This window comes from Lolliginicoccus suaedae (genome assembly GCF_008312885.1).
Classification (GTDB): Bacteria; Actinomycetota; Actinomycetes; order Mycobacteriales; family Mycobacteriaceae; genus Lolliginicoccus; species Lolliginicoccus suaedae.
Genome location: NZ_VSSO01000001.1, coordinates 328891 through 353422 on the forward strand (window position 1 = coordinate 328891; position 24532 = coordinate 353422).

At 71.2% G+C, this 24532-nt stretch carries 9 protein-coding genes; 3 read left to right on the plus strand and 6 right to left on the minus strand.

Annotation, left to right across the window (positions count from 1 at the left end; all coding sequences use genetic code 11):
* Positions 1-163: 163 nt before the first annotated feature.
* Positions 164-16816 carry a non-ribosomal peptide synthetase gene (locus FXO18_RS01485; RefSeq protein ID WP_187774128.1) on the minus strand — a complete coding sequence of 5551 codons (16653 nt, stop codon included), beginning with the start codon at positions 16814-16816 and terminating at the stop codon, positions 164-166.
* A gap of 259 nt (positions 16817-17075) precedes the next feature.
* Here FXO18_RS01485 and FXO18_RS01490 point away from each other — a divergent pair, with 259 nt between their 5' ends.
* Positions 17076-18020 (plus strand): methionyl-tRNA formyltransferase, encoded by a 945-nt coding sequence (locus tag FXO18_RS01490; protein WP_149359299.1) that lies wholly within the window; start codon positions 17076-17078, stop codon positions 18018-18020.
* A 106-nt stretch (positions 18021-18126) separates the two neighbouring features.
* Entirely contained in the window at positions 18127-18804 is a 678-nt protein-coding gene (locus tag FXO18_RS01495) for a GAP family protein (protein WP_149359300.1), read from the plus strand.
* A gap of 11 nt (positions 18805-18815) precedes the next feature.
* Here the strand turns inward: FXO18_RS01495 and FXO18_RS01500 are convergent, their stop codons facing one another.
* A complete protein-coding gene (locus tag FXO18_RS01500) occupies positions 18816-20063 on the minus strand; it encodes an amidohydrolase (RefSeq protein WP_223114422.1) in 1248 nt (415 codons plus the stop codon).
* 142 nt (positions 20064-20205) lie between these two features.
* On the opposite strand from FXO18_RS01500, the gene FXO18_RS01505 reads away from it, so the two are divergent.
* Positions 20206-20964, plus strand: coding sequence for an SDR family oxidoreductase (locus FXO18_RS01505; RefSeq protein WP_149359301.1), 759 nt, complete (start codon positions 20206-20208; stop codon positions 20962-20964).
* A gap of 15 nt (positions 20965-20979) precedes the next feature.
* Here FXO18_RS01505 and FXO18_RS01510 read toward each other — a convergent pair whose 3' ends face one another.
* The 4 genes from FXO18_RS01510 to FXO18_RS01525 form a co-directional block, all read right to left on the minus strand.
* The gene (locus FXO18_RS01510; protein ID WP_149359302.1) at positions 20980-21429 is read right to left on the minus strand and encodes an SRPBCC family protein; all 450 of its coding nucleotides are present in this window, start codon (positions 21427-21429) and stop codon (positions 20980-20982) included.
* Between the two features lie 67 nt (positions 21430-21496).
* Positions 21497-23479 carry a M48 family metallopeptidase gene (locus FXO18_RS01515; RefSeq protein WP_149359303.1) on the minus strand — a complete coding sequence of 661 codons (1983 nt, stop codon included), beginning with the start codon at positions 23477-23479 and terminating at the stop codon, positions 21497-21499.
* Between the two features lie 102 nt (positions 23480-23581).
* A complete protein-coding gene (locus FXO18_RS01520) occupies positions 23582-24181 on the minus strand; it encodes a LemA family protein (protein ID WP_235900380.1) in 600 nt (199 codons plus the stop codon).
* Positions 24182-24223: 42 nt separating this feature from the next.
* Complete coding sequence (locus tag FXO18_RS01525; RefSeq protein ID WP_149360041.1) at positions 24224-24532, minus strand: winged helix-turn-helix domain-containing protein; 309 nt, start codon at positions 24530-24532, stop codon at positions 24224-24226.

The window sequence follows — 24532 nt, forward strand, 5'->3', positions numbered from 1 at the left end:
CCTGCTCGCTCGCGCCCCCCGTCCGCCCCGGTCCGCTGGTGCCTCACCCGCTGCAAACGCGATAGAAACCGCCGGGATCCCAGGTCGATTTCTATCGCGTTCACGAGTTTCCGGTGCGTTTGCCACCGCAGCCAGCCCACCGCAGTCAGCCCACCGCGCGCTGTCAACCGCTCGCGCCCAGCCTCCGGACGACCCCGTCGGCCAGCGCTGCCGCGCCCGCCTCGTCTGCCTCCGCTGTATCAGCCGCCAGGATGAGCGTGATCGGCTCGCCAGGAGGGGTCTCGTAGATGCTCGCGACGAGGCCCGTGCGCGGCTCACCCACCGGGATCGGCAGGAACTGCCCCAGCGCCTCGACCTCCGCATCGAGCGCGGCACGCTGATGATGCATCAGCAGCACCGATGGCCATCGAGCACCATCCTCGCCGAGCGCGTCCATCTGCTCCGCGTAGCCGAGCGTGGCGTGCGCTACGCGATCGAGCACGCCCGCCCCGGCAGCTCCGTCGAGGCGGATGACGTTGAACACGCAGCCCACCGCAGGCTCGAGCCGGGGCTCCTCGCGTCCGGCGACGATCGCCCCCATCGGGGTGCCCGCGGGAAGCTCGGTGGCAAGAGCATCGTGCACGAGCCCGAACACGCTGCTGCCGCTGGCCCGGACCTGTCGATCGAGCGCGAGCCGGTCGTCCTCGGCGATCGTGCGTGCCACCACCACCGATTGCTCGCCCGCGCCCGTGCTGGGTAGCGACATCGCAGGATCCAGCGCGGACCTCCAGAACTCGTGCTCGCGCTCCCGCACCCCGCCCGCGAGCTGCTCGGTCCAGGACACGAAGTCCGGATACGCCACCGGCAACGGCTCCCAGGCAGGCTCCTGCCCGGTCGATCGCGCCGAGTACGCGATGAGCAGGTCCCGCACGAGAGGCACCACCGACCATTCATCGATGCCCGTGTAGTGCATCACCAGCAGCAGCGCCTGCCGCCCGTCCGGCTGATCGAGCAGGTGCACCCGAAGAGGTGGCTCGCGGTGCAGGTCGAACGGTTGCTGCGCCAGCTCGAACGCGCGGCGACCAGCATCGGCGGCCTGCTCCGTGGTCGTCGTCGGATAGGTGCCGGGAATCCATGATCTGGCCGGGGCGTCGAGAATGCTGCGCAGGGGCACATGCCGATCGGCCAGATCCCGCACGGCTTGTTCGAGAGCCACTGCGTCGAGAGGCTCGGCGGGCCAGAACGACAACGCATGACGGCTTGTATCCCGGCCCCCGGCCTGACCCCGCTGCCACTGCCGCACGTGCAGGCGCTGCACTCCGGCCACTGGATACGACTGCCCGTCAACGTATTCCGCGACGAGGCGCACGGAATCATCCGGCGCGGCCATGCCTGCACGCTCGGCGAGCGCGGCGACCGTGCCGTCCTCGAGAACATCACGGACCTGCAGCCGCGTGCCGAGCACGGCGCGCAGCCGCCCCACGAGCTGCATCGCGGCCATCGAATGACCACCGAGATCCAGGAAGCGATCAGTCCGACCCACGCGAGGCAGGCCCAGCACGTCGGCCATCTCCGTCGCGATCAGCTGCTCGGTCTCGCCCTCGGGCTCCGCGCCGGTGGCGAGCTGCTCCCAGTCCGGGGCGGGCAGCGCCGCCCGGTCGAGCTTGCCGTTGGGAGTCAGCGGCAGGGGTCCGTCGAGCAGCATGATCACCGCGGGCACCATGTAGTCGGGCACCAGGCGCGCCACCGTGGCGCGCACGTCACGGGCGTCGGGCGGGCTGGCGAGGCCAGGCTCGGCGGCCACGTAGCCCACCAGCCGGGTCGCTGCGCCATCGCCATCGGCGATCACCGCGGCCTGCGCGATGCCGGGGTGCGTGGCGAGCGCGGCAACGATCTCGCCCGGCTCGATGCGGAACCCGCGCACCTTGATCTGATCGTCCGAGCGCCCCAGGAAGTCGATGGTGCCGTCGCGCAGCCAGCGGGCGCGGTCGCCACTGCGATACATGCGTGCCCCCGCTTCGGCCCACGGGCAGGCCACGAACCGGCCCGCCGTCACGCCGGGCTTGCCGAGATAGCCCTGGGCGAGCCCGCGCCCGGCGATGTAGAGATCCCCGGCCACCCCGATCGGCACGGGGCGCAGCAGCTCATCAAGGACGAGGATCGATTCGTTCGGATCAGGAATGCCGATGGGCAGGCGCTGCTGGCCGGTGGCGCGCGGATCGAAGCCGGGATCGACCTGCCAGAGCGTGTTGTTGACCGTCGCCTCGGTCACCCCATAGGCGACGAGGAGGTTGGCCCGGCGAGCGAAGCGCTCGATGACCTTCGGCGGCACCACCTCGGTGCCCACGAGCACCGTGCAGCCCTCCGGCAGCTCGCATCCCGCGGGCAGCGCCGCGACCAGCGACGGCGGCAGGATCGCATGGGTGATGCGATGCGCGGCAAGGAAATCCGTCAGCTCCGGTCCGGCCGTGCGCGCGTCATCGGGGCAGATCACCAGCTCGGAGGCCGAGCCCAGTGCCATGCATGCCTCGAACACGGCCACATCGAAGCCGGGCGAGGCGAATGCTAGGACGCGCGAGCCAGGCTCGAGGCGCATCCGCTCGGTGGCGGTCGCCAGCAAGCTCGCGAGCCCCTCGTGGGTGGAGACCACGCCCTTGGGCTTACCGGTGGACCCGGATGTGTAGATGACATACGCGGGCGCGTCGAGGTGCTGCGGGGCAGGCATCGCGGGAAGCGTGCCGTCCTCGGCTGTGCCGGCGGGGGCGATCCGCGTCCAATCGACCAGCTGGGCCGGAACGTCACATGCGTGCTGCACGACGTCGGTGACGGCGGCCGCATCGCCGGGCTGGTGCACGACGAGGACGGGCCGAGCGTCGGCGATCATGTGACCGAGCCGCTCGGTGGGATGCGCGAGGTCCATCGGCATGTAGGCCGCACCAAGCGCGTGCGTCGCGACGATCGTAGTGATCAGCGCCGCCGAGCGGCCCATCGCCAGGCCCACCACATCACCGGGACGCACCCCGAGCGCGGCGAGCGCGGCGGCGACCTCTGCGGCATCCCGCGCCAGCCCGGCGTGGGTGAGCACCGTCGAGCCATCACGCACCGCGACACCGTCCGGGTTGGCGCGGGCAGCATCCCACGCCATCTCCGCCAGGGTGCGGTCCGCGACCTCGACCGCAGTGTCGTTGAACGCGTGCAGCACGCGCGAGCGCTCGCCGATGACCAGCACATCGAGATCAGCGATCGGTGTGCCCGGGTGGCGGACAGCTTGGTCGATCAGGTGTGTCATCCGGTCGGCGAGCATGCTGGCGGTGTCGTGGTCGAACAGGTCCGCCGAATACTCCAGCCGCAGCTCGAGCCCCTCGGGGGTGTCGGTGAAGTTGAAGACCAGGTCGAACTTCGCGGCGGTCTCGCTGGCACGGACCGGCTCGATCCCTGGCACCGTCCACGCCGGAGGTTGTGCGTGATACGCCACCATCACCTGGAACAGCGGATTCAGCGCGAGGGACCGCGCGGGCGCGATGCGCTCGACGACCCAGTCGAACGGCACATCGGCGTGGGCGAACGCGGCCACATCGGTCTCGCGGGCCAGGTCGATCAGTTCCGCGACAGTATCGGCGCCCTCGACCCGGGTGCGCAGCACCACGGTGTTGACGAAGAACCCGACCAGGTCGGCCATGGCTTCCTCATCGCGCCCGGCGATCGGGGCACCCAGCACGATGTCGCTCCCCGCGCCGAGGCGATGCAGCAGCGCTGCGGTGAGCGCGTGCACGACCATGAAGGCACTGGCTTGCCGGTCGCGGGCGAGGCGTCGCAGGGACGCGTCAGTAGTGGGATCCAGGGCACGGTCGATGATGCCGCCGGTGAAGCTCGGCACCGCGGGCCGTGCGCGATCCGCCGGCAGCACCAGCTCATCGGGAATGCCGTCGAGCACAGCAGCCCAATGGTCGAGCTGCTCCGCGGCAAGGCTGTCCGTGCTCATGCGATCGCCGAGCAGCTCCGCCTGCCAGAGCGTCACATCGGCATGCTGCACCGGTAGCGGCTCCCAGGCGGGGGCCGCGCCGTCCAGCCGTGCCGCGTAGGCCGTCAGCAGATCGCGCAGGAACGGCCGGTCCGACCATTCATCGGTGGCGATGTGATGCAGCACGATCACGAGCAGCGACTCGTTCCTGCACTGCACGACGCTGCCGCGCACGGGCAGGTCGCTCGCGAGATCGAAGGGTGTCTCGATCGCGGTGCGCGCGTGGGTCATCGCTTCCTCGGCCGTGGCGCAGGCGATCATCTTGATGGCGCTGGCCCGCGCACGGGCCTCCTCGGCGGGGAGGATGCGCTGCACGATGGTGCCGTCGGCCTCGTCGATGACGGTGCGCAGGATCTCGTGGCGCTCGGCCACGTCGGCCAGCGCGCTGCCGAGGACCTCGGCGTCGAGGGTGCTGCCGGTGGCGCGCAGCACGAGTGGATAGTTGTAGGCCGCGGATGCGGGGTCGATCTGCTGGAGCAGCCAGAGCCGCCGCTGCGCCGCCGAGGCGGGCACGGCTTCGGGGCGCTGGCGGGCAGCGAGCACGGGCCGGGCCGCGCTGCCAGTGCTCTCGTGCGCTTCGAGGCGCGTCGCGAGCGCCGCGATGGTGGGCGCATCGAAGACATCGCGCAGCGACAGGCTCGCGCCCTCGCCGCGCAGGCGGCTGACGAGGGTGGTGGCGAGCAGCGAATGGCCCCCGAGATCGAAGAAGTCCGCCTCGATGCCGGGCGCGGATCCGAGCCCGAGGATGGTGGCATAGAGCTCCGCGAGGCGTCGTTGCCACAGGGTGGTGGCCACGGCGCCGGTGGCGGCCGCTCCGAGATCAGGCCGGGGAAGGGCCCGCGCGTCGAGCTTGCCGTTGACGGTCATGGGTAGGTCATCGACCAGCATGATCGCGGCCGGGACCATGTAGCCGGGCAGGATGGCGCGCAAGCGATCCCGCGCGGCCACGGGATCGACATCCCAGCCCTCCTCGGCGATGGCATAGCCCACGAGCTGGCGCGAACCCGCCACATCCATCGGCACGACCGCCGCGCGATGCACGCCGGGCACCCCGAGCAGCGCGGTGGCGATCTCCTGTGGCTCGACGCGATGGCCACGGATCTTCACCTGGTCATCGGTGCGGCCGAGGTAATCGAGCAGGCCGTCCTCGCGCTGGCGCACCAGGTCCCCGGTGCGGTACATGCGCGCCCCCGTGTTGCCCCACGGGCAGGCGACGAACCGGTCGGCGGTCTGCGCGGCCCGGCCGAGGTAGCCACGCGCGAGCCCGGCTCCCTCGATGTAGAGCTCACCGGGGGTGCCGGGCGGCACGGTGCGCAGCCACGGGTCGAGGATCCAGGCCGTGGTGGCGCGGATGGGCGCGCCCACAGTCGGGGTGGCAGAACCGTCGGTGCCACCCCCGAGGGTGTTGATGGTGTACTCGGTAGGCCCGTACAGGTTGTAGCCAAGCGTTCCGGGATGCTCGCGCAGGCGATCCCACACGGTCGTGGACACGGCCTCGCCGCCGAGCAGCACCAGCCCCGGCACGTGGTCGCCCTCGAGCAGCCCGGCGTCGAGCAGATGCTCGGCGTAGGTGGGGGTGACGTTGATGACGTCGATGCGCTCGCTAGCGATGTAGTCGGTCAAGGCGTGGGCGTCGCGGCGCAGGTCCTCGTCGCACACATGCACCTCGTGGCCCTCGACGAGCCACAGCAGTTCCTCCCACGACATGTCGAACGCGAACGACACGGTGTGCGCGATGCGCAGGACACCCGGGTGGGCCGCCATGACGGGCTCGAAGATCTCCGTGCGGTGGTTGAGCTGCATGTTCGTCAGCCCCGCGTGCGGGGTGATGACGCCCTTGGGCTTTCCCGTGGAGCCGGAGGTGTAGATCAGGTAGGCGGGATGGCCGAGGCGGCCCGGCGTTCCGGGGGCGAATCGGCCCAGCTCCGCATCGGTGAGCGGTCCATCGGGCAGGCCAGCGATGACGGCTCGCTCGGTGGGCTCGTCGAGCAGCACCGTGGTCCCGCCGGGGCAGCGTAAACCGGTCGAGGACGTGGTGAGCAGCACCGCGGGGCGGGCATCGTCGAGGATCGCCTCGAGCCGTGCCACGGGCTGGTCGAGCTCGAGCGGCACATAGGCCGCTCCCGTCCGCAGCACCGCGAACAGCGCGATCACCATCTCCGGCGTGCGGGGCAGACCGAGCGCGATGGTGCGCTCGGGCGCGGCGCCGAGCGCCAGCAGGCGGCGGGCGAGCTGGTTGATGCGGGCATCGAGAGTCGCGTAATCCAGCACAACGTCGTCGCCGTGCTCGGTGCGGGCGATCAGGGCGGTGCGGCGGGGGTGCTGGCGCGCGGTCTCGGCGAGCATCTCCGCGATCGTCATATCGGGCACCTCCCCGGCCTCGCCTTGCACCGGCTGCGGCTCGGGAGGCGCTAGCCGGGCGAGCAGAGTGTCGCTCGGTGCGGACTCCAGCGCGTGCAGCACCGCATCAAGGCGGGCGAGCAGATCCCGCGCGGTCGAGCCGGGGACGAGCGCCGGGTGATGCTCGGCCTTGATGCGCAGCCGCTCGCCCGGGGTGGCCACCACGGTGAGGGGATAGTGGGTGTGGTCGATGCTGTCCTCGCCTGTGATGCCGTGCGCCTCGTGCAGCGCGGCACGGGATCGATCATCGACGAAGTTCTGCACCACGAGCAGCACATCGAACAGGGCTCGGTGGGTGCTCTCCCGCTGGATCGCAGCAAGGCCCACGTGCTCGTGCTCGGACATCGCGAGGCGCTCGGACTGCAACCGTGCGAGCAGCTCGGCGATCGCCATGCCCGCGTCGAGCTGGGCGCGCACCGGCACGGTGTTGAGGAACATGCCGACCACCCCATCGAGGCCATCGACCTCGGGAGGGCGGCCCGCGGTGGTCGCGCCGAGCACCACATCGGCCCGTCCTAGGTTCTCGCCGATCACGAGCGCGAGCGCTGCGGTGAGCAGCGTATTCAGCGTGACCCCGAGGTTCGCGGCGCGCGCGACCAGCGCGCTGGTGCGGTGCTCGTCGAGGACGAGGTCGCAGCGCTCGGGCAGCCCGAGCTCTTGGCGTGCCCCTATGGCTTGCGTCCCCGCGATCAGCGACGGCTCGTCGATGCCCGCGAGGTAGTCGTGCCAGAAGCGCAGCGCGGCTGGCTCGTCGCGGCCCGCGACCCACTCCAGGTAGTCCACGAAGCGTCCCGCGCGCGGCGGCAGGGACGCGAAGCCCTGCCCGGCGAACGCTGCCTGGTAGAGCGCGAGCAGATCGGTCACGACGATGCCGTTGGACCAGCCGTCCCACAGCAGGAACTCCCGGTTGACGATGAGCCGGTCCACCTCGGGCAGCCGAACCACGGTCAGCCGCCACAGCGGCGGCTCGGTCAGGTCAAAGGGCGTGGCCCGGTCCTCCGCAGCGATCTGCTCGGCCCGCGCGGCGGCATCCTCGGCAGTTGTGGCGCGCAGGTCGTGCTCGATCATCGGCACGCGCGGGTCCGCGGAGACTAGCTGGATCACCTCCTCGCCGTCGCGGACGAACCCGGCGCGCAGGGTCGGGTGGCGGCTCTGCAGCTCGGTGACCGCGGTGGCGAGCGCATCAAGATCGAGGCGCTCGTGGAAGTCGAGGTGGAACTGCGCGGTGTAGATGTCCTGCTCGGCGATCTCGGCCTGGAAGTGCAGGCCCTCCTGCAACGGGGAGAGCGGCCACAGTGCCTCCACGCCCCGGCCATGCCGACACTCGATGGCGGCGATGCGCTGCTGATCGAGGTCGAGCAGTGGCACATCGATCGGTGCGAGCAGCGGTGCGCCGGAATGCGCGGCCCCGGTATCGGCAATCTCGACCAGGGCGCCGCGCACTGCGTCGGCGAACTTTTCCGCAGCTGCGGCGTCGAGGACAGTGGTGGGCCAGGACAGGTGCGCGACCAGCGCTGAGCCGCCCTCGGCATCCTGCTCTGTCCAGGCATTGATGATCACTGCGTACGGGCCCGCGAGGTCAGCGTCGGGCGTGTTGCGCAGCGCGGCGGTCTCGGGGGCAGGCTGCCACGGCTCGGTGGACGGCGCGGGCAGGGTGCCCAGGTAGTTCACCAGCACCTGGGCGTTCGCGCCGGTGGCGAGGAGTGGCGCGGTGCGGGCGTCGAGGTAGCGCAGCACGCCATGCCCGGCGCCGCCGGAGCGCGGGCGTCGCATCGTGTCCTTCGCCGCGAGCAGGATCCCGGTCGCGGTCGTGGCGGGCGGGACCCGGACAGGCGTGACGGCCGTGAACCAGCCGACCGTGCGGGAGGCATCCACCCCGGGGACGAGGTGGTCGAGGACGTCGCGGCCGTGCCGCTCGAGGTCGATGAGCACATCGCGGGCCGTGCCCGGCTCGGTGGTGGCGCGCCAGCGGTGCGCGGCGAGGGAGACGGCGGCGACGATCGTCTCGGTGATCGTGGTGCCCGCGACGCGCGAGGCGTGCTGGTGCAAGCGGGATGCGTGCTCCTGGTCCAGGCGGATCATGGTGCTGGCGCTGTCCCCGGCCTGGCCCCGCGCTTCGTGGTCGAGCAGGCCCGCGCCTGGCGCGGTGGTGGCGCGCCAGTGGTCGAGCTCATCGAGCCAGGAGGAAGTGCCCGCGGCGAGCGCGGTGGCGAACTGCTTGAGGCTGGTGGTGGCGGCGGGCAGCTCGGTGTGCCCGTGCAACGCGGTGGCGAGGTCCTCGAGCAGGATCGGCCAGGACACCCCGTCCACGGCGAGATGGTGGGCGACGATGAGCAAGCGCCCTATGCCAGCGTTGTCGGGATCGGCTGGCTGGAGCACGACGGACTCGATCATGCCGCCCTGCTCGGGGTCGAGCCGCCCGGTGGCCGCATCGGACTCGGCAGCAACAATCGCCTCGCGCTCGCCTGGCACATCGGGCCAGGAGGCGGTGCGCACATGATCGGCGGCCTGCACGGAGCCCGGCCCGTCGATGGTCAGCTCCCACACGCCGGGCGCGTGGATGCTCAGGCGCTGGCGCAGCGCGTCGTGGTGGTCGATCACGATTTGCAGCGCATCCGTGACTGCCTCGGCGGTGATCCCGGCGGGCAGGTTGACCAGCGCGGCCTGGCTGAATCGGCGGATGCTGCCGCCCCACTGCGCGAGGTGCTGCGCGACAGGCAGGGCTGGAAAGCTGCCAAGGGCGTCGACGTGCTGCTCAGGGGCGCGGGGGGCTTGCTCGCGGGACGGCAGGGCCGTCGCCACGATGCGCGCGGCAGTCCGATGCTCGAACACTTGGGCAGGGGTGATCGCCCAGCCTGCCCGGCGGGCGGCATTGACCAGCCGGATCGCGAGGATGCTGTCGCCACCGAGGGTGAAGAAGTCCTCATCGATCCCGACCGTGCCCGTGGCGAGAACTGTGGCCATGAGCGCCGCGAACGCAGTGGCATCGCCGGCCGGGGTGGTGGCGCGATCCTCCGCTACCTGGCGCGCTGCGGCTTCAGCGGGAGCCGGGAGGGCGCGATGGTCGAGCTTGCCGCTCGGGGAGACCGGCATCGCATCGAGCACGATGATCGCGGCGGGCCGCATCGCCTCGGTGAGACGATCGGCGAGAGCGTCGCGCACCGCATCGGCGAGGCTGTCGCGAGAATCATCAGCAGCCACGACGTACAGCAGGACGCGGGCCGCGGAGCCATCAACGATCGCGGCAGCCTGGGCAACACCGGGCACCTCCCGCGCTGCGGCGGCGATCTCGCCGAGCTCGATGCGCTGGCCACGGATCTTCACCTGGCCATCCGCGCGTCCCCGGTAGTGCAGCACGCCCCCGCGCCATACCGCGCGATCACCGGTGCGGTACATGCGCGCGCCCGAGGTCGAGGCCGGGTCGGCGACGAAGCGCTCCGCCGAGAGCGCGGGCCGCTGGTGGTAGCCGCGCGCGAGCTGGATCCCGGTGAGGTACAGCTCGCCCTCCACGCCTTCGGGCACGGGCCGCAGGAACCCGTCGAGCACGTGCAGCCCGGTGTTCCATACCGCGCCGCCGAGCGGGATGTCCGCGGGCAAGGCCTGGTCCGTGGAGGTCTCGACGCGCGGGGCGAACGTCACGTCCACCGCGGCCTCGGTGGGGCCATAGAGATTGTCGAGCCGCACGCCGGGCAGTCGCGAGCCCACGCTGGCAGCGACCACGGGCGGCAGGGCCTCGCCGCTGCACACCAGCACGCGCAGCGAGCGCGCCACCGAGGCAGCCGCGCCAGGACCGGCGGTATCGAGGTAGCCGAGGAACACCTCGAGCATGGTGGGGACGAAATGCGCGATCGTGACGTTCTCGCCGGCGATGAGGCGGGCGAGGTAGTCCGGGTCGCGGTGGCCGCCGGGGCGGGCCATCACTAGGCGCGCGCCGGCGATCAGCGGCAGGAAGAACTCCCACACCGACACATCGAAGCTCGCGGGGGTCTTCTGCACCACGGTGTCGGTGGCGTCGAGCCGGTACTCGTGCTGCATCCAGTGCAGGCGGTTGGCGATGGCCTCCTGGGGCACCAGCACGCCCTTGGGCCGGCCGGTGGAGCCGGAGGTGTAGAGCAGGTAGGCGGCGTCCGCGGGGCGAGGGACGGGCAGCGGTAGGCGCTCAGGCGTCCCGGCGGCGGCATCGCTTGTGGCCAGGACAGGGATCCCCAGCCCGGCGGCCGCGGCAACTATCGCGCCGGGATCCTCGCTGCCGGTCGTCACGAGCAGCGCGGCGGGGCGGGCGTCGTCGAGCATCATCGACAGCCGCTGCGCCGGGTAGTCAGTGTCGAGCGGCAGGTATGCGGCGCCGCAGCGGATCACCGCGACGAGCGCGACGAGCAGCTCCACCGAGCGGGGCACGTGGATCGCGACGATCGATCCCGGACCCGCGCCCCGCGCTGCGAGGCGGTGGGCGAGAGCGACGGTGCGCGCGTCGAGCTCGGCGAAGGTGAGAGTGGTTCTGTCATCGAGGACCGCATCGCGGGAGGAGCAGCGCTGCAATGCCTCCTCGATCATCCCGGCCAGCGTGCGGGGAGCGAGCTCCACAGCGGCGGGACCTTGCCGGTCCCCGGCCAGCGCGATGGCCTCCACAGGGGTGCGGGGATCGCGCGCGAGCGCCCCGAGGACGGTGGCGAGACTGGTGGCGGCAGCATCCCGCAGCATCGGATCGATCCCGGCCTGCGACTTGATCTCCAGCGATAGTGACTCGCCGGGCATCGCGATGAGCGTCAGGGGGTAGGCGGGCTGCTCGTCGACCCGGATGCCGGTGATGCGCACCGTGCCCGTCGGATCGGTGATGGGCCCGTCGCCGAGCGGATAGTTCTCCACCACCACCAGCGACAGCGGCCCGGTTTCCGGCACGATGCCGCGCAATCCGGTCACACCGACGTGATGGTGGTCGAGCAGTGCCGACTGCTCCTGCTGCACCCGCGCGGCGAGCTCGATGATCGGCTCGCCGGGCGCGATGGTGACGCGCGCGGGCACGGTGTTGATGAACAGCCCCGCGACGGTGGCGAGCCCGGGCAGCTCGGGGATCGCGCGCCCGGAGACGGTGGTGGCGAGCAGCAGATCGGCGCTACTGGTGGCGCGGGCGAGCACGACGCCCCAGGCGGCATGCAGCAACGTGCTCAGCGTCAGGCCATGCTGGCGCGCGGTGGCGAGCAGATCGCCGGTGGCCACGGTGCCGAGGTCGATGGTCCTCGAACCGGCCGCCGCAGTGGCATCGTTGGGCAGATCAGGCTGGTCGGGCAACGCGGCGAGCGCGGCGGACCAGGCCTCGCGGGCCGCGGCGGCATCGCGCTCGGCCAGCCATCGGTGGTGCTCGCGCAGGATGGCGAGCTCCCGCGCGGCGTGCTGGGCGGGAGCCTCGCCCTGCTCGGCGCCGAGGCCCTCCAGCAGATCCTGGATCATCAGCGGGATCGACCAGCCATCCGCGATCAGGTGGTGGATGGACTGCACGAGCACGCTCGTGCCATCCGGACGGCGCGCCAGGGTGAACCGCACCAGCGGCGCCTCGTGCAGGTCGAGCGGCAGCCGGTCGGCCGCGCAGACGGCCTCGAGGTCCGCGTCGTCGCGCACATCAATGACTCGCAGCGCCACGGGGCCCGGTGTGGTGATGGCCTGCACGGCCCGCCCGTCGTCGAGCTCGGCGATCGCCGCGCGCAGGGCGGGGCGCCGGGCGATCATGCGCTCGAGGCTGGCGCGCAGGCGATCGGGATCGACGGCGCCGTCGAGGAAGAGCCGCTGCTGCACGACGTACGGGTCCGTGCCGTGCTGCTCCTGCGCGAGCCGGGACTGGGCGTGGATACCCTCTTGCAGCGGAGTGAGCGGCAGCATGTCGTCGAGGCCGCCCGCGCGGTCGATGAGCTGGCCGAGCTCGGTGCCGGAGACCCCGGTGAGAGTGACATCGGCAGGGTCGAGCGAGCGTTGCTGGTCGGCGAGCCCAGCGATGCGGGCCGCAGCGTCGGCGAGTGCGGTCGCCAGGGCCTCGGCGTCCTCGGCCCCGATGAGCCGGGAGGCGAATGTCAGGCGTGCCTCGAGGACGGTCCCGTCCGGGGTGGCGCGCTGTGCGATATCGATCTCGACGGCATGGAGCAGCGGCATGGTGGGGCCACGGTCGGCATGGAAGCCGGCGAGCGTCCACGCGCCTGGCTGGTCGGTCACACCGTTGCTGCCGAGGTAGTTGACCAGCACCGGGGCGAGCGGGGTGGCGTGGAGCGCGAGGGAATCGAGCGCAGGGGAATCGAGCACGGGGGAGAGGTGGCGCAGCGCGGCGTAGCCGAGGGCACTGCCCGGCGGGCGGCGGGTGGCGAGCTTGGCGGTGGCGAGCGCACCGGAGGCCGTGGCGGCACGATCAGCGAGGATGGGCGCGATCGCGGTGAACCAGCCGACGCTGCGACTGAGGTCCAGGCCCTCGCTGGCGGGCTCGAGCGCGGACTCGTCGCGCCCGTGGCTCTCGATGTCGATCAGGAACCTGCTGGCGCGGGGCCGCCACTGGCCGAGCCCCTCGATCACGGTGGCGATGACGGCTTCGTGGGCGGTGCAGCGCTGCGTGGCAGGGCCGGTCTCGATCAGTGCGCGCGCTGTGGCGGCGGGGATGGTGACGGTACGGGTGGTGGCGGTGGCGAGGGTGTCGCGGGCCGGATCGAGCGGTGAGGCGGTGACGCTTGTGCCCTCGAGGCCGGACAGCGCGTCCAGCCACGCGGTGGCGTCCGCGGCGAACCGGTTGCTGCGCACCGCGTCGTGCAGCGCGGTGGACCAGCGGCGGAACGAGGTGGTCGGCGCGGGCAGTGGCTGGTCGTGCAGCGCGGCGGCGAGATCCTCCAGCACGATGCGCCAGGAGACCGCGTCGATGACGAGGTGGTGGATGCACAGCAGCAGATCGGCCCCGGAGAGCAGCCCCGCGACCGTCGAGCCCGAATCGGCATCGATGCGCCCGCGGACTACGTCGAGGTCGGCTACTGGATCACCGGTGCCGACGGTGACGAGTACCTGCTCGGGACGAGACGTTCCGGGCGCAGGCACGTCGAGGGACCAGGCGTGGTCCTCTCGGACGAGGCTCGCGGCGAGGATCGGATGGCGGTCGATCACCTGGCGCAGGGCATCGTCGAGATCGGTCGCGGTGGTGCCGTCGGGCATGCGTACCCGAGCGGTGTGGGTGAAGCCGTCGATGCTCCCCCCGGATCGACGCAGCCACGCCATCAAGGGCGTCTCCGGGATGCGGCCAGCGGGCTCGTCCGCGACAGGGGTGCTAGTGCTCGATGCTTGCTCGGAGATCCGGGCGAGCGCGGCGGCGGTGCGGGCACGAAAGACCTCGCGCGCGCCGAAGCGAAGACCGAGCTGGCGGGCCCGGCCCACGAGCTGGATCGCGACGATGCTATCGCCACCGAGGTGGAAGAAGTCCTCCTCGGGGCCAACTTCGGGCAGCCCGAGGATGTCGGCGATGATGCCGCACAAGTGCTGCTCGGCCTCGCTGCGGGGCGCGCGGGCGACGGCGGAGCGGTCCGGGCGCTCGAGCACCGGCTCGGGCAGAGCGCGGCGATCGAGCTTGCCGTTCGCGGTCAGGGGGAATGCGTCGAGCACGGTGATCGAGGCTGGCACCATGAAGTCCGGCAGGTTCTCGTGCGCCCACTGCTGCACCTGATCGGCATCCAGGCCATGCGCGGTGGGCACGACGTAGGCGGCGAGGCTCGTGGGGCTTCCGGCGCGCTGGTGCATCACTACGGCGCTGTGGCGCACCTGCTCGTGGCGGGCCAGCGCGGCTTCGACATCCTCGAGCTCGAGGCGCATGCCCCGGATCTTGACCTGGTTGTCGGCGCGGCCAAGGAACTCCAGCTCGCCGGTGGCGGCGAGGCGCGCGAGGTCGCCCGTGCGGTAGAGGCGCTGGCCGGGCTCGCCGAAGGGGTCGGCGATGAAGCGGGCCGCGGTCTGCGCGGGCGCGTTGGCATAGCCGCGCGCAAGCAGGAACCCGGCGGCATACAGCTCGCCGGGCATGCCGAGCGGCACGGGGCGCAGGCGCTCGTCGAGCACCCGCAGCACGGTGTTCGGGTTCGGTCGACCGATGCTCGTGGCGATGCGCTCGGCGGCGTCGCGATAAATGACGTGGGAGACGCCGATGGTCGCCTCGGCAGGCCCGTAGCCGTGATAGAGCGTGGTGCCGAGCTGCTCGCGGAACCGGGCGAACAACGATGGGGTGAGCACCTCGCCGCCGCACCACACATGCTGGAGCCCGGCGAGGGCTCCCCGCCCGGCATCGAGGCCGAGCAGCACGTCGAGCATGGAGGACACGAGGTAGACGAACGTGACGTTCTCCCGCGCGATGAGGCCGAGCAGGTAGTCGGGATCGCGCTCCCCGCCGGGCTCGGCCACGACGAGAGTGCCCCCGGTGGCCAGGGGCAGGAAGATCTCGTTGAGCGAGATGTCGAATGCCAGCGGGGCCTTGAACAGCGACGCGTCGCCGGGGCCGAAGCCGCCGAGGATCTCGCGGGCCTGCCAGTCGAGCCGCTCGCAGAGTGCCTCGTGGCGGATGATCGCGCCCTTGGGGGTGCCGGTCGAGCCGGAGGTGAAGATGATGTACGCCGCTTGGCCCGGCAGCACCCGCGCGCCGGGGGTGCTCGTGGGCCGGTGGTGGTAGTCCCAGTCGTCGAGATCGAGGGGGAGGCCCTGCTGCCCGGGGGCGGCGAGGACGAGCTTGGCGCCGGATGCGGCGAGGACCTGCTCGCGGCGCTGCGCGGGCCAGGCCGGGTCGAGGGGGACGAACATCCCGCCGGCGGCGGTGATGCCGAGCAGCGCGACGATCATCTCGGCAGAGCGGGGCAGCGAGACCGCTACCGGCGTCTCAGTGGTCACGCCCTCGGCGATGAGCTGGTGGGCGAGCTGGTGCGCGCGGTCCATCAGGTCGCCGTAGGAATAGCGCATGGGTGTGCCCGAGATTGTGGTGGCGACGAGGGCCGTGGCGGTGGGCGCGCGGCGGGCCTGCTCGGCCACGAGCCGGGGCAGCGTGGTGACCGGATGCGGCCGCGCGGGACCGGTGGCGAACCGCTCGAGGTCCGCGAGCTCGGCCGGGGGAAGGATCGGCAAGGTAGCGAGGGGCCGGGCAGGATCGTCAAGGATCGCGGCGAGACTGGTGGACAGGCGATCTGCGTGCAGGGCGAGCTCGGGCCCAGAGCCGGAGGGCCCCCGCAGGACGAGGCGCAGCGGATCGGCGCGGGTGCCGCCGAGAACGACGAGCTCGAGGTCGTGGACGACGCCGCTGACGGTGTGGATGAGCCGTCCGGGCTGGGCACCGAATGCGACATCGGTGTCGAACATCATGATGTTGATGCCGGGGCCATGGATGCGCCGGTCGGGGCTAATGCCCCGGATGATCCGGTGGAGCTGCTCGCCGCGGAAGCGGGAGTGGCGCAGCACCGTGGTGATGGTGGCCTGGGTGGTGGCGAGCACGTCGGTGATGGTGGCAGCGGGGTCGAGGGCGAACTCGACGGGCAGGATGTTGGTGGCCATGCACGGGGTGGATCGCAGCGCACGGCCGAACCGGGCGGTGAACGGCATGGAGACGGTGATCGCGTCGCGGCCGGTCAGCGCGTGCAGGTGGGCGAGCAGTGCGGCGAGTACGAGCGCTTGCGGGCGGGTGCCAAGCTGCTGGGCGCGATCGAGCAGGCGCGCGGTCCCCGCCGCGCCGAGCTCGAGGATGTGCTCGCTGTAGCCGTGGCTGGTGCTGTGCCCGCCGAGGATCTGGGGCGGCTCGGACATCTGCTTCGCGCGAGCGGACCAGTAGTCGCGGTCTCGCTGCGCGCTGGGGGACTGCTGGTAGCTGGTGTCGGCATCAACGACGGTGGAAAGCGTCCAGGAGGGCGGCTCGTGGCCGGGATCGGCGTGCAGGCGCGCGGTCTCCTTCACGATGAGGAACGCGCCGTAGCCGTCGAGGATGCTGTGGTGGGCGCGCTGGTACCACCACAGCCGGTCATCGGGCAGCATCAGCAGGACGTGCCGGAACAAGGGGGCATCGTCGGTGGGCGGGGTGGCAAGGTCGTCGTCGATGAGCGCGCGGGCTTCGCCGTTCGGATCGGTGCTCGCGCGCAGGTCGATCGTCTCGACGTGCCAGTCCCAGCGGTGGATGGCCTGCGCGGGCTGGCCACCGGTGAGCACGAGGCGAACGTGCAGGGGCTCGGCGGCATCCACGGCCCGAGTGATGGCGCGAGCAAGGGCCTCAGGGTCGGGGATACCCGGCAGCTCGATGACGGTGCAGATGTTGGCCGGTGGTGCGGTGTCGTCGAGCTGCTCGGCGATCCAGACCTCGTGCTGCGCCGCAGTGAGGGGAAGAGGGGCGAGAGGAACGGGCAGGCTCGGCTGGTGCGAGGTGTGGCCGCTGGATGACATCTGTGCTCCGGTCCCTATCTGTGCTCGTGCCGGATGGCCAGGCGAGGGGCCACCGCGAGAGAATCTCGACTGAGGATAGGCTATCCAAGGCATGGCCCTGCAATCCGCGACGGCGGGGCAGCCAGGATTGCCTTTCCCGAAAGGCAATGGTTAGCCTAAGCTCTGTAACCGGCTGTGCCCAATCGGGCCAGGCACCAGTAGCCACCGCGAACTGGGCCTCACCGCGAACCGGACCAACCACGACCAGGGGGAGACACACGTGCGCGTCGCCACGCTCGGATACCAGACCTGGGGGCACCGGACCCTCGAAGCCCTCATCAAGTCCGACCACGACGTCGTCCTCGCCATCACCCACCCCCAGTCCGACCACATCTACGAGACCATGTGGGCCGACTCGGTCGCCGACCTCGCCACCCAGAACGGCATCCCGGTCCACCTCGCGACCAAGCCCGACGCAGCGTTCCGCGACGCCCTCGCCGCCGCTGAGCCCGACATCATCGTCGCCAACAACTGGCGCACCTGGTTGCCCCCCGAGGTGTTCAACGCACCCCGCCACGGCACCCTCAACATCCACGACTCGCTGCTGCCCAAGTACACCGGCTTCTCGCCGCTGATCTGGGCCGTCATCAACGGCGAGCCGGAAGTCGGCCTCACCGCGCACATGATGGACGACGAGCTCGACGCCGGCCCCATCGTCCTGCAGCGCTCCACCGCCGTCGGGCCCCGCGACACCGTCACCGACCTGTTCCACCGCACCGTCGACATGATCGGCCCCATCACCCTCGACGCCCTCGAGCGCATCGACAACGGCACCGCCACCTACACCCCGCAGGACCGCTCCCAGGCCACCTTCTTCCACAAGCGGTCCATCGAGGACAGCCGCATCGACTGGAACTGGCCCGCCGAGGTCCTCGAGCGCCTCGTCCGCGCCCAGTCCGACCCCTACCCGAACGCCTTCACCTTCCACAAGGGCCAGCGCCTGCGCATCATCGAGGCACGCGTCTCCAGCGGCCACTACGGTGGCACCCCCGGTCGCATCTTCATCCACGAGGGCGACGGCATGGTCATCGTCACCGGCCCCGAGCCGTGGACCGGCCGCAACAAGGGCCTCGTCATCGACCGCGTCCGCCTCGACGACGGCACCGAGCTCACCGGCCGCGAGCGGTTCCCCCACGGCGGCGGATACCTCGCCCGCCACCCCTGAGAAACCGTCCGCCACACCAACCCAGGCACACCCACCCCGGCCCAGCGCCCCACCACGCCGACTAGGCTGGGCCGGTGAGCATCCGCGACCCCCACCCGGCCCAGCGATGACCCCGCTGATCCTCGCGCTCGCCGGGTTCGCGCTGCTCGACTCCCTCGATGTCCTGCTCGTCGGGGCGATCTCCGCGATCATCTACGACGCCCGGCTCGCCCGCCGGTCCCCGATACCCGGCGCCGTCAGCTTCCTGCTCGGCGTATTCACCATGACCACCGCGTTCGGCCTGCTCACCGTGCTCGGGTTCAGCACGCTCGCCGACCGGGCCGGGCTCACCATGACACCCACGCTGCGCTACTGGGCCGAGCTCGCCATCGGCGCGATCCTCATCGCCGTCGCGCTGATCCCCGCCTCCGACCGGCCCGCCCCATCCTGGGCGATCCGCGCCCGCCGCAGCCCCGCCCTGCTGCTCACCATCGGCGTGGCCATCGGCCTGGCGCAGGCCCCCACCGCAGTGCCCTACCTCGCGGGCCTCGCCATGATCGCCGCCCACCAGCCCCTGCCGCTCTGGTGGCCGATCATCGTGATCCTCTACTGCCTCGTGGCGCTCATCCCGCCGATCATCGTGCTCGTCATGGGCACCCGCACCACGCCCGCGGCCCGGCGCCGCTACCTCGCCGTCGCGCGCTTCATCACCCGCCACGGCCCGCGAGCCGTGCGGATCATCTTCATCGTCGCGGGGGCGCTGCTCATCCTCGACGCGCTCGTCCACCACCAGCACCTGCTCTGAGGGCAGGAAGGCTATTCGCGGGCGAGCAGCCGCTCCCGCACCACGAGCTCGCCATCGACCATCACATCGCGCACATCGCCCGGCCGCGCCGAGTACACCAGCTGCGACCACGCGTCGCCCAGGCCCGCGTGGTGCGGCCCCGAGAGATCCACGATCTGCAACGTCGCGGAATGGCCCTCGGCAACCACGCCGCCACCCCGGATGCCCAGCGCCTCCGCCCCGTGGCGGGTAGCCATCGCCAGCACGGCCCGCGCCCCGAGGCTGGCCGGATCGTTCTCCCGGTTCTTGTGCAGCACCGCAGCGAGCCGCAACGTGCTCCACATGTCCAGGCTGTTGCTGCTCACCGCGCCATCGGTGCCCAGCGCCACGCGCACCCCCGCATCGAGGAGCGCGCGCACGGGCGCGACTCCCGAGGCCAGCTTCAGGTTCGACCACGGGCAGTGCGCCACCGTGGCCCCCGCCTCCGCGATCAGTGCGATATCGGTGGTCGACAAGTGCACGGCGTGCGCGATCACTGTCCGCGAGGTGAGCAGGCCCGTGCGGGCAAGCACCTCGATCGGGGTGGCGCCATGCTGCTCGCGCACCAGCTCGAGCTCCCCAGTGTTCTCCGCGGCGTGGACATGGATGCGCGAACCGAGCTGCTCAGCAGTCCCCGCGATGCGCCGCAGCTGCCCGTCGTCGAGGGCGTACACGCTGTGCGGCATCAACCAGGGCACCCGCTCCCCGGCCGCGGTGAGCGCATCGAGCTTCTCCTCCACCGAGCGCCGCTCCGGGGTGGGAAAGCCCGCGAACGCCTCGCCGGTATGCACGCGCAGACCCAGCTCCACGCCGGCCTTGATGGCGCTGTCGGGGAACCAGTACATGTCGAGCGCATCGGTGGTTCCGGCGAGCAGGGATTCCCGGCACGCATCGGCCACGCCCCGCCGCACCCGATCAGGAGTGAGGGTGCGGGATTCCTCGCCCACGACGCGCTCGAGGAACGACTGCAGGTCCACATCGTCGGCGAGGCCGCGGAACAACGTCATCGCGAGGTGCGTATGGGCATTGACGAACCCGGGCAGGACCACGCAGCCCGAGGCATCGATCACCGTATCGCTCGCCCCGAGCGGGCCGTCGCGCTCGCTGCCGATCGCGGCGATGCGACCGTCGCGCACCAGGATCGTCGCGTCCTCGAGGACAGAGGCATCATCGTCCATCGTCAGGACGGTGCCGCCGCGGATCTCGATGCCGCCATTGCTCACGCTCTCGCCGGGGCTCACGGGAGCCAGTGTGCCAGCCACCGCGCCTCCCGGTGGCGACTTGGCGCGGCACGATCAGCCCGGCCCCCGCATCCGCGCCCGCTGATGCACAATGAGCGGCAGGAAGCGGAGCGAAGCAGCAGCGGGTCACCAAGGAGAGAGCATGATCCTTGTCACGGGCGGTACCGGGACACTAGGGGCACAGGTCGTCGATCAGCTCGTCGCGCGCGGGCACGAGGTGCGCGCGCTCAGCCGCAAGGCCCGGCCCGAGCGCGCGGCAGGCGCGCAATGGGCGCTGGGTGATCTCGTGACGGGAGAGGGCATCGATGCCGCGGTCTCCGGGGTGGACACGATCATCCACTGCGCCTCCGCCACGGCGAAGCAAGGCACCACTGACGCCAAGCAGGCCACCTGCTTGATCGAGGCAGCGCGGAAAGCGGGCACGCCACGGCTGATCTACATCTCCATCGTCGGGATCGATGAGGTGCCGATGCCGTACTACAAGCGCAAGGTGCTCGTCGAGCGGCTCATCGAGGGATCGCGGCTGCCGCACACCATCCTGCGGGCCACCCAGTTCCATGATCTGCCGACCATGCTGTTCAACGCGCAGAAGCGCCTTCCGGTACTGATGGTCCCGCGCGCGCGGATCCAGCCGATCGAGGTGCGCGAGGTCGCTGCCAGGCTCGTGGAGCTCGCCGAGAACCCGGTGGACGGCAGGGCCGAGGATATCGGCGGGCCCGAGGAGACCACGATCGAGCAGCTCGCTGAGCAGTACCTCGCGGCCCAGGGCCGCCGCAAGAAGATCGTCGGGGTGCCCGTGCCGGGCAGGATCGGCGCCGCGATCACCGAGGGCAAGCTCCTGTGCCCGGCCAATGCGACCGGAAAGGAAACCTACGCGGACTACCTCGCCCGGTCAGCCTGACGGGGCGAGGGTGGCCTAGCGGGAAGCTGCCTCGGCCAGCCGCTCCAGGGTCCTCGTGATGTTCGCCTCGGTGACGCCGGGAATGGAGCTGCGCTTGAGCAGGAAGCGCTGCTTGTCCTCGGAGATGTCCCACGTCTCGCGCACCAGCGTGCCGCCCTCGACGGGCTCGAGCTCGTAGCGCCAGATGCGCCCACCGATGAGTCCGCCGAACCCGGTGGTCTGCCAGGCGATGCGCCGCTGCGGCTCGAACTCGATCACGGTGTTGACCGTCGAGTAGGCGACGCCCCACTTCATCGACATCCCGAACCGGGACCCCGGCTCGAGGGGCTTGGCGCTGCCGCGCGTGCCCTGCACCGTGCCGGATCCATCGAACACCGAATGCTGCGATGCGTCGGCGAGCAGCGCGAAGATGCGGCCGGGCTCGGCGTCGATGACACGCTCGACGGAGATCGTGTTGCCGTTCATGGGGTCCTTCCGACAAGGGGTCGCGGGGCGTGCGATCCCCACGCTACCCGCGGTCAGGGCCGCGTGCTCAAGCCCCTGCGCCGAGCGGCGGGACGGGGCAGTGCAGCACCGCGCACACCGCGCGCACGAGCTCGCCCTCCTCCACGGTGAGCTGCTCATCGTGGAGCACGACGGTGACGAGGGCCTCGACGAGCCGCGCCTTGTCCTCGCCGCGCAGGCCATCGAGCACCGGCCAGGCCTGCTCGAGCGCGATGACGCCCTCTGGTGGCAGCGCGAACGCGATGCGCGAGCCCGGCAGGATCGCCGCCATCCCCGAGGCGTAGGCGGCCTCGGCGTCGCCCGGATCGGGGTTGCCCACCCGTGCGAGGACGGCGAGCAGCATCGCGATCATGGGGGCGGCCGAGCGCAGGTCCTGCCGCTTGCCGCTCCAGGAGGGCTTGTGGTGCATCGACTCGTGCAGGCCGGTGAAGACCAGCGTGCCGAGGCTGTACTCGAAGACGCTCACCTGCCCGTCAGCGCCGATGAGCTCGCTGAGCACGGCCATGAGTTGCTCCAGTTCCTCGGGGGAGCGGCGGCGCAGCGCGGGGAAAGCGATCTCGACGAGCGGGAGGCGCAGACCTGGATCGAGGCTGGCGGTGGCGGCTCCGCTGTGCCAGGCGGCATCCGCGGGACCGGCACCGAGCCGCTGCGCGAGGATCTGGTGCTGGGCGGCACGAACGCGCCGGTCGGGGGAGAGCAGCAGCCCGCACACCAGGGCGATCACCCCGGCGGGATCGTGGGCCTGCTCGACGAGGGGCTCGGGCAGCGCCCGGCGCAGGGCCTGGCCGTGCTCGTAGGAGGAGCCGGTGGGATCGCCGACGCGCGCGACGACCTGGCGGGCATCGACCTGCACGCGTCGAGGCGGAACCTGGCCCGCCTGCGCCCGGGCCGGTGGTGGCGCTGGTTGTTGCTGCGCCGGGGCCTGGCGCGGGGATTGCGCGGGCATACCGTCCTGCGGAGCGGCGAGGCCGAGGCGCTGGTCCTCCTCGAGCCCGTTGGGCGGGGCCGAGCGCCACTGGCTGCGCAGCGATTCGAGCCGCTGCTCGTCGAACCCGGGCTCGAGCAGCTTGATGCGCTCGACGAGCGGCGGGTGGGTGGCGAACATCGACGAGAACCGCAGGCCCTCGCCGAACAGCATGTGGCTGACATCCTCGGCCTTGGCGGAGCGCAGGCGCGAGCCCTCGTCGAGGCCGCCGATCTTCTTCAGCGCGCCAGCGAGCCCCTCGGTCTGCCGGGTGAACTGCACCGCGGAGGCGTCGGCGAGGTGCTCGCGCTGGCGTGAGACCGCCGCCTTGATGAGGCGCCCGAAGAAGACGCCGATATAGCCCGCCGCCATGACCACCAGGCCGACGAGGACGATGGGGACGGTGTTGCTGTTCTTGCTCGAGCGGCCCGAGCCGCCGGCGTAGAAGGCGAGCCGACCGACGATCGCGAGCGCGGTGATGCCGAACAGCACGCCGATGAGCCGGATGTTCAGCCGCATATCGCCGTTGACGACGTGGGCGAACTCGTGGGCGATGACGCCCTGCAGCTCATCGCGGTTGAGCCGCTCGAGAGCGCCAGCGGTCACGGCGATGGCGGCATCGTTGGGGCTGTAGCCCGCGGCGAACGCGTTGATGCCGCGCTCGTTGGGCATGATGAATAGCTCCGGCACCGGGGTGGAGGAGGCGATCGCGATCTCCTCGACGACATTGCGGTACCGGCGCAGGCGCGGATCGGTGGTGTTCTCCGGCACCGGGACCGCGCCGACGCTGCGCGCCACCGCTGGGCCACCGCCGTTGCGCAGCATGAGCGTGCGCACGAGCGAGACGCCGCCGATGATCGCGGCCGTGCCGAGCGAGACCACCACAGCGAGCGATGCCACCTCGGCGGGCGTTGCCCCGTTGGCGACCGACATGCCCCCGATCACGAGGTTGATCACCACGATGATCGAGATCACCGCGAGGATGAACAGCAGCACGAGGCGCCGGGAGGACTTGCGGACCTCGATCTGGCGTTCGAAGAAGTTCATGGTGGACCCTCATCTGCGCGGGGTGGCGGGGCGGAACGTCCTGGCGGGGGTGGACGCGGGGCGCCGCGCTGCCGGGCAGCGCGGCGCGAGCCTGCGGACGGCCTAGAAGGAGATCTTCGGGACCTCGCGCTTCTCCGGGCCCTCGGCCTCGAGGAGCGCGGCGTGCTGGAAGTTGAACATCCCGGCGATGACGCTGCCCGGGAACACCTCGCGCTTGATGTTGTAGGCGGTGACGGCATCGTTGAAGGCCTGGCGAGCGAACGCGACCCGGTTCTCGGTGGAGGTGAGCTCCTCGGAGAGCTGCATCATGTTCTGGTTCGCCTTGAGGTCCGGGTAGGCCTCGGAGAGGGCGAACATGCGCCCGAGCGACTGGGTCAGCTGGTTCTCCGCGCCGGAGAGCTCGCCCATCGCCTGCGGGTCGCCCGGTGCCTGCCGCGCGGTGTTCTGGGCGGTGACAGCACTATTGCGGGCCTCGATGACACCCTCGAGGGTCTCGCGCTCATGCTTGATGTAGCCCTTGGCGGTCTCGACGAGGTTCGGGATGAGATCGTGGCGGCGGGTGAGCTGCACGTCGATCTGGGCGAACGCGTTCTGGTAGCCGTTGCGCCGGGTGACGAGCCCGTTGTAGATGCCCATGACCCAGAAGGCCAGCACGGCAATGACGATGACGACCAGCACGATGACTGCGATCAGGATTCCCACGGCAATCCCCTTCATGTACGGATTGGGTTCGGACCAATCGTCTCACGGCGCCAGCCCTTCGGCGATGTCTTGCAATGCCCGCAGGTGCTGGCGCCACTTCTCGTGGCCCTCGGGCGTGAGCGAGAGCCATGTGCGCGGCCGCTTTCCCACGTGGCCTTTCCTGATCCGCACCAGGTCTGCCGCCTCGAGCTGCGATGCCTGCTTGCTCAGCACGGAGTCGGATACCTGCAGCAGGTCCCGGGCCTCGCGGAACTCCATCGAGTCGGCGTGCGCGAGCGCCGCGGCCAGCGAGAACCGGACGGGGTGCTGGAGCGGCTCGACGAGCCGGGCGCGCGGGTGCGGCGCGGGCAT

What these genes read in the sequence shown, in the direction of transcription:
- FXO18_RS01485 (WP_187774128.1), bottom strand. Translation starts at nt 16,816, where the DNA reads ATGTCATCCAGCGGCCACACCTCGCACCAGCCGAGCCTGCCCGTTCCT.
- FXO18_RS01495 (WP_149359300.1), top strand. Translation starts at nt 18,127, where the DNA reads ATGACCCCGCTGATCCTCGCGCTCGCCGGGTTCGCGCTGCTCGACTCC.
- FXO18_RS01505 (WP_149359301.1), top strand. Translation starts at nt 20,206, where the DNA reads ATGATCCTTGTCACGGGCGGTACCGGGACACTAGGGGCACAGGTCGTC.
- FXO18_RS01510 (WP_149359302.1), bottom strand. Translation starts at nt 21,429, where the DNA reads ATGAACGGCAACACGATCTCCGTCGAGCGTGTCATCGACGCCGAGCCC.
- FXO18_RS01515 (WP_149359303.1), bottom strand. Translation starts at nt 23,479, where the DNA reads ATGAACTTCTTCGAACGCCAGATCGAGGTCCGCAAGTCCTCCCGGCGC.
- FXO18_RS01525 (WP_149360041.1), bottom strand. Translation starts at nt 24,532, where the DNA reads ATGCCCGCGCCGCACCCGCGCGCCCGGCTCGTCGAGCCGCTCCAGCAC.